Source organism: Streptomyces kebangsaanensis (genome assembly GCF_001906585.1).
In the GTDB taxonomy this organism is placed as follows: Bacteria; Actinomycetota; Actinomycetes; order Streptomycetales; family Streptomycetaceae; genus Streptomyces; species Streptomyces kebangsaanensis.
In genome coordinates, this window is the sequence record NZ_JUJA01000040.1 from 1 (window position 1) to 6,683 (window position 6,683).

A 6,683-nucleotide genomic window follows, 5' to 3' on the forward strand; every position below is an offset into this window, starting at 1 on the left:
GGCCCAGGCACCGGCTCCGGCCGCGAAGCCGGCCGCTCAGGCACCGGCGCCCGCGAAGCCGGCCGCCCCGAAGCCCGCCGCCAAGGCCAAGGCCGAGCCCTCCGCCGAGGCGCCCGCCGGTCCCGAGTTCGTGACGCTGCGCGGTCCCTCCGCCGCGGTCGCCAAGAACATGAACGCCTCCCTGGAGCTGCCCACGGCCACGTCCGTGCGCGCCGTCCCGGTGAAGCTGCTGTTCGACAACCGCATCGTCATCAACAACCACCTCAAGCGGGCCCGCGGCGGGAAGATCTCCTTCACGCACGTCATCGGCTACGCGATGGTCCAGGCCATCAAGCAGATGCCGTCGATGAACTGGTCGTTCGCCCAGAAGGACGGCAAGCCCACCCTGGTCAAGCCGGACCACGTCAACCTCGGCCTGGCCATCGACCTGGTCAAGCCCAACGGCGACCGCCAGCTGGTCGTGGCCGCCATCAAGAAGGCCGAGACGCTGAACTTCTTCGAGTTCTGGCAGGCCTACGAGGACATCGTCCGTCGCGCCCGCGACAACAAGCTGACGATGGACGACTTCACCGGCGTCACCGTCTCCCTCACCAACCCCGGCGGCCTCGGCACGGTCCACTCGGTGCCGCGTCTGATGCCCGGCCAGTCGGTGATCATGGGCGTCGGCTCCATGGACTACCCGGCGGAGTTCCAGGGCACCTCCCAGGACACCCTGAACAAGCTCGGCATCTCCAAGGTCATGACGCTCACGTCGACCTACGACCACCGGGTGATCCAGGGCGCCGCCTCCGGCGAGTTCCTGCGCGCGGTGGCCAACCTGCTGCTGGGCGAGCACGGCTTCTACGACGAGATCTTCAAGGCGCTGCGCATCCCCTACGAGCCGGTCCGCTGGCTCAAGGACATCGACGCCTCGCACGACGACGACGTCACCAAGGCCGCCCGCGTCTTCGAGCTGATCCACTCCTACCGGGTCCGCGGCCACGTCATGGCCGACACCGACCCGCTGGAGTACCAGCAGCGCAAGCACCCCGACCTCGACATCACCGAGCACGGCCTCACCCTGTGGGACCTGGAGCGCGACTTCGCGGTCGGCGGCTTCGCCGGCAAGACGCTGATGAAGCTGCGCGACATCCTCGGCGTGCTGCGCGACTCGTACTGCCGCACGGTCGGCATCGAGTTCATGCACATCCAGGACCCCAAGCAGCGCAAGTGGATCCAGGACCGGGTGGAGCGCCCGCACGTCAAGCTGGAGCGTGACGAGCAGCTGCGCATCCTGCGCCGGCTGAACGCCGCCGAGGCCTTCGAGACCTTCCTGCAGACGAAGTACGTCGGCCAGAAGCGGTTCTCCCTGGAGGGCGGCGAGTCCGTCATCCCGCTGCTCGACGCGGTCATCGACTCGGCGGCCGAGTCCCGCCTGGACGAGGTCGTCATCGGCATGGCCCACCGCGGCCGCCTCAACGTCCTGGCCAACGTCGTCGGCAAGTCGTACGACCAGATCTTCCGCGAGTTCGAGGGCAACCTCGACCCGAAGTCGATGCACGGCTCCGGTGACGTGAAGTACCACCTGGGCGCCGAGGGCACGTTCACGGGCCTTGACGGCGACCAGATCAGGGTCTCGCTGGTGGCCAACCCCTCCCACCTGGAGGCGGTGGACCCGGTCCTGGAGGGCGTCGCCCGCGCCAAGCAGGACATCATCAACAAGGGCGGCACGGACTTCACGGTCCTGCCGGTGGCGATCCACGGCGACGCGGCCTTCGCGGGCCAGGGCGTGGTGGCCGAGACCCTGAACATGTCGCAGCTGCGCGGCTACCGCACCGGCGGCACGGTCCACATCGTCATCAACAACCAGGTCGGCTTCACCGCCGCCCCGGAGTCCTCGCGTTCCTCCATGTACGCGACGGACGTGGCCCGCATGATCGAGGCCCCGATCTTCCACGTCAACGGCGACGACCCCGAGGCCGTCGTCCGCGTGGCGCGGCTCGCCTTCGAGTTCCGCCAGGCGTTCAACAAGGACGTGGTGATCGACCTCATCTGCTACCGCCGCCGCGGTCACAACGAGTCGGACAACCCGGCCTTCACCCAGCCGCTGATGTACGACCTGATCGACAAGAAGCGCTCGGTGCGCAAGCTCTACACCGAGTCGCTGATCGGCCGGGGCGACATCACCCTGGAGGAGGCCGAGCAGGCCCTGCAGGACTACCAGGGCCAGCTGGAGAAGGTCTTCACCGAGGTCCGCGAGGCCACCACCACCTCCCAGCCGGTCCTCGTGGACTCCCAGGAGCCGCAGGACGGCTTCCCGGTCGCGGTCCCGACGGCCGTCTCCACCGAGGTCGTCAAGCGCATCGCCGAGTCCCAGGTCAACCTCCCCGACCACCTCACCGTCCACCCGCGTCTGCTGCCGCAGCTGCAGCGCCGGACGGCCATGGTCGAGGACGGCACGATCGACTGGGGCATGGGCGAGACCCTGGCCATCGGCTCGCTGCTGCTCGAGGGCGTCCCGGTCCGGCTGTCCGGCCAGGACTCCCGCCGCGGCACCTTCGGCCAGCGGCACGCGGTGATCATCGACCGGGAGACCGGCGAGGACTACACCCCGCTGCTGTACCTGTCCGAGGACCAGGCCCGGTACAACGTCTACGACTCCCTGCTGTCCGAGTACGCGGCGATGGGCTTCGAGTACGGCTACTCGCTGGCCCGTCCGGACGCGCTCGTCATGTGGGAGGCCCAGTTCGGCGACTTCGCCAACGGTGCCCAGACGGTCGTGGACGAGTTCATCTCCTCCGCCGAGCAGAAGTGGGGCCAGACCTCCGGCGTCACCCTGCTCCTGCCGCACGGCTACGAGGGCCAGGGCCCGGACCACTCCTCCGCGCGCCCGGAGCGGTTCCTGCAGCTGTGCGCGCAGAACAACATGACGGTCGCGATGCCGACCCTGCCGTCGAACTACTTCCACCTCCTGCGGTGGCAGGTGCACAACCCGCACCACAAGCCGCTGGTCGTCTTCACCCCGAAGTCGATGCTGCGCCTGAAGGCCGCCGCCTCGAAGGCGGAGGAGTTCACCACGGGCGAGTTCCGCCCCGTCATCGGCGACGCTTCGGTCGACCCGAACGCGGTGCGCAAGGTCGTCTTCTGCGCCGGCAAGGTCTACTACGACCTCGACGCCGAGCGGAAGAAGCGCGGCGTGACGGACACGGCGATCCTCCGCATCGAGCGGCTGTACCCGCTGCCGGGTGCCGAGCTCCAGGCCGAGATCGCCAAGTACCCGAACGCCGAGAAGTACCTGTGGGCCCAGGAGGAGCCGGCGAACCAGGGCGCGTGGCCGTTCATCGCCCTGAACCTCATCGACCACCTGGACCTGGCGGTCGGCGCGGACATCCCCGCCGGCGAGCGCCTGCGCCGCATCTCCCGTCCGCACGGCTCCTCCCCCGCCGTGGGTTCCGCGAAGCGGCACCAGGCGGAGCAGGAGCAGCTGGTGCGCGAGGTGTTCGAGGCGTAACCGCTCCCGCGAGCCGTAGCCGTGCATGACCGGGCCGCACCCCCTGGACGGGGTGCGGCCCGGTCGTCTCGGCGCACCTATCCTTGACCCCATGTACTTCACAGACCGTGGCATCGAAGAGCTGGAGAAGCGGCGGGGCGAGGAGGAGGTCACCTTCGAGTGGCTGGCGGAGCAGCTGCGGACCTTCGTCGACCTGAACCCGGACTTCGAGGTGCCGGTGGAGCGGCTGGCGACGTGGCTGGCCCGGCTGGACGACGAGGACGACGAATAAGGACCGGCGAGCGCGAGCGACGGCCGTTCGGCGCGGGGCGCCCCTTCGGGGGCGCCCTTCTGCTTTTCGGGGGCGTGCGCCGCATCACCGGAACGAGTGTCTTGACTTCCCGCGAGCGCGATATATCGTGATTGACAGAAGACGCGATATGGCGTGTCACGCATGGTGTCGGGGAGGTCCGCATGTCCGAGTGGTCCGTCGGGGAGCCCAGGAGGCTCACCTTCGACGAGCGGGTGACCGAGCTGAACGTCCGCCTCGTCCACGGCACGGTGAACGTGGTGGGCACGGACGAGGGTTCCGCCCGACTGGAGGTCTCCGAGGTCGAGGGACCGCCCCTGGTGGTCACCCAGCAGGGCGGCACGCTGACGGTGACGTACGAGGACCTGCCCTGGAAGGGTTTCCTCAAGTGGCTGGACCGCAAGGGCTGGCAGCGCAACGCCGTGGTTTCCGTGGCCGTCCCGTCGGACACACGGGTGGAGCTCGGAGTGGTCGGTGCCGGTGCGACGGTCTCGGGGATCCACGGGCGCACGGAGGTGAAGGGCGTCACCGGGGACACGACCCTGGTGGGCCTGACGGGACCGGTGCACGCGAACACCGTGTCGGGGAACGTGGAGGCGCAGGCCCTCTCCGGCACCGTGCGGTTCAACTCGGTCTCCGGCGACCTGACGGTGGTCGACGGCGCCGGTCCCTCCGTGAAGGCCGACTCGGTGAGCGGATCGATGATCGTCGACCTCGACCCGGCGGGCGGTCCCACCGACGTCAGCCTGACCAGTGTCTCCGGCGAGATCGCCATCCGGCTGCCCCACCCGGCGGACGCTCAGGTGGAGGCGAACACGGCGAGCGGGGCGGTGTCCAACGCCTTCGAGGACCTCAGGGTCGCCGGCCAGTGGGGCGCCAAGCGGATCACCGGCCGGCTCGGCGCGGGCAACGGCAGGCTGAAGGCGACGACCGTCTCCGGATCGATCGCCCTGCTGCGGCGCCCGCCGGCCGAGGACGGACCGTGGGAGGCGGAGCCGCGGGACGCCCGGCCGGGAGAGGGTTCCACCGGTACTGCGACCGACGGCACGACCGACAAGAAGGTGCTCTGACATGCCTCCCGTCTTCGCCCACGGCCGCCTGCGCCTGTATCTGCTGAAGCTGCTCGACGAGGCCCCGCGCCACGGCTACGAGGTGATCCGGCTCCTCGAGGAGCGCTTCCAGGGGCTGTACGCACCCTCGGCGGGTACCGTCTATCCGCGGCTGGCCAAGCTGGAGGCCGAGGGCCTGGTCACGCACACCACCGAGGGCGGCCGCAAGGTGTACGCCATCACGGACGCCGGCCGCGCCGAACTGGCCGACCGCAGCGGCGAGTTGGCCGATCTGGAGCTGGAGATCCGCGAGTCGGTCGCCGAACTCGCCGCGGAGATCCGGGCCGACGTGCGTGGCGCGGCGGGCGACCTGCGGCGCGAGATGCGCGCGGCGGCGTCCCGGACCCGGCAGGGCACCGGGGAGTACGGCGGCGCCGACGACAAGGAGGCCTGGCAGGCCGCCAAGGAGGAGATGCGCCGCGTCAAGCAGGAGTGGAAGGAGCAGGCCCGGCGCGCCAAGGAAGAGAGCCGCAGGGCACGCGAGGAGGCCCAGCAGGCCCGGCGCCAGGCCAAGGAGGCGCAGGAGCGGGCGCAGGAGGAGCTGCAGCGCATCGCCCGGCGGGTGCAGGAGCAGGTGCAGGACCACTTCTCCCGGGGCGACTGGCCCACGGGAGTGCGCGAGGGCCTGACCGAACTGGCCAAGGAGTTCGGTGACTTCGGCAAGGGCTATGCCTTCGGCCGTACGGCGTCACGCGCGGAGTACTCCGACACCCCGGAGGACTTCCCCGCCGGCTACGAACCGGTCTGGGCCCACGAGGACCTCACCGGCGACCCGGCCCGCGACCTGGACCGCCTCCTCGACCGCTTCCGCGACGACATCCGCGACGCGGCCCGGGACCACGGCATCACCCCCACCCAACTCCGGGAAACCCGCCGCCACCTGACGACGGCCGCCGCTCACATCGCGGCGACCCTCCACCGGTCGAGGACCTGACGGCATTCGTCAGCCGGCCGCCCGGGCCTCTCCGTCGCCGTACAGGACTTTCGCGAGGGAGTCGTAGGTCACGCCGTGGTCGGCAAGGACCTCGGCGGGGGTACCCGGGCGGGCCGTCAGGGCGAGAAGGAGGTGTTCATCGCCGATGTGACGGTCGCGGTGGGCGACCGCGGTCCGCAGGGACTGGCTGAGCAGGGCCTTGGCGCCACGGCTGAACGGTCGCCGTCCCCAGCCGCCGCTCTTCGCCGCCGGGGCCAATGCCCCCTCCCCATGGGTTTCTTCTATCCGTGAGACGACGGCCGACAGGTCGATGCCCAGGTCGGACAGCGCGTCCGCGTCGGCCCGCGAGAGCCCGCCCCTGCGGCGGGCCTCGTCCAGCGCCCGTACCACCGTCTGCCGCCGGGGCGGTGTGAGTCCGAGCGCCGCCAGCGCGAACGACCCGCGGGTGCCCTCGCGGTCGAGCAGTGCGAGCAGCACGTGGGACTCCTCGACCTGTCCGGCACCGGCCTGCTCGGCGTGCCCGACCGCGCCCTCGACCACGGCCCGGGCGTCCTTCGTGAACCGTTCGAACATCACTGCCTCCCGTGTTTCTTGTGCACGGCCTGCCTGCTGACGCCGAGTTCGGCGGCGATCTCCTGCCACGACCAGCCCTGGTTGCGCGCACTGCGCACCTGCACCGCCTCCAGCTGCTCGAGCAGCCGGCGCAGCGCGGCCACGGCCCGCAGCCCGATCCGGGGATCGCGGTCGCCCGCGCGCTCGGCGAGATCCGTTGCTTCGGTCATGCTGTCAACTTACGTTGACGGCATGACTCGCGTCAACCCTGATTGACAAGTCGCAAGGTGCCGAGATGCGAACGGCGGG

The 6,683-nt window shown here is 70.3% G+C and carries 6 protein-coding genes; 4 read left to right on the forward strand and 2 right to left on the reverse strand.

Annotated elements, in window-relative coordinates; genetic code table 11:
• The 4 genes from RH94_RS05165 to RH94_RS05180 form a co-directional block, all read left to right on the forward strand.
• The coding region (locus tag RH94_RS05165) for a multifunctional oxoglutarate decarboxylase/oxoglutarate dehydrogenase thiamine pyrophosphate-binding subunit/dihydrolipoyllysine-residue succinyltransferase subunit (RefSeq protein ID WP_073946465.1) at nucleotides 1-3,490 on the forward strand (3,490 nt) is incomplete at its 5' end.
• Nucleotides 3,491-3,581: 91 nt separating this feature from the next.
• The gene (locus RH94_RS05170) at nucleotides 3,582-3,761 is read left to right on the forward strand and encodes a DUF6104 family protein (protein WP_003992906.1); all 180 of its coding nucleotides are present in this window, start codon (nucleotides 3,582-3,584) and stop codon (nucleotides 3,759-3,761) included.
• Nucleotides 3,762-3,943: 182 nt separating this feature from the next.
• Nucleotides 3,944-4,849, forward strand: coding sequence for a DUF4097 family beta strand repeat-containing protein (locus tag RH94_RS05175; protein WP_073946466.1), 906 nt, complete (start codon nucleotides 3,944-3,946; stop codon nucleotides 4,847-4,849).
• A gap of 1 nt (nucleotide 4,850) precedes the next feature.
• Complete coding sequence (locus RH94_RS05180) at nucleotides 4,851-5,822, forward strand: PadR family transcriptional regulator (RefSeq protein ID WP_073946467.1); 972 nt, start codon at nucleotides 4,851-4,853, stop codon at nucleotides 5,820-5,822.
• 9 nt (nucleotides 5,823-5,831) lie between these two features.
• On the opposite strand, the gene RH94_RS05185 is transcribed toward RH94_RS05180, so the two are convergent.
• A complete protein-coding gene (locus tag RH94_RS05185) occupies nucleotides 5,832-6,395 on the reverse strand; it encodes a Clp protease N-terminal domain-containing protein (protein WP_073946468.1) in 564 nt (187 codons plus the stop codon).
• The gene (locus RH94_RS05190) at nucleotides 6,395-6,604 is read right to left on the reverse strand and encodes a helix-turn-helix domain-containing protein (protein ID WP_073946469.1); all 210 of its coding nucleotides are present in this window, start codon (nucleotides 6,602-6,604) and stop codon (nucleotides 6,395-6,397) included. Before RH94_RS05190 ends, RH94_RS05185 begins: the two co-directional genes overlap by 1 nt.
• Between the last annotated feature and the right edge of the window lie 79 nt (nucleotides 6,605-6,683).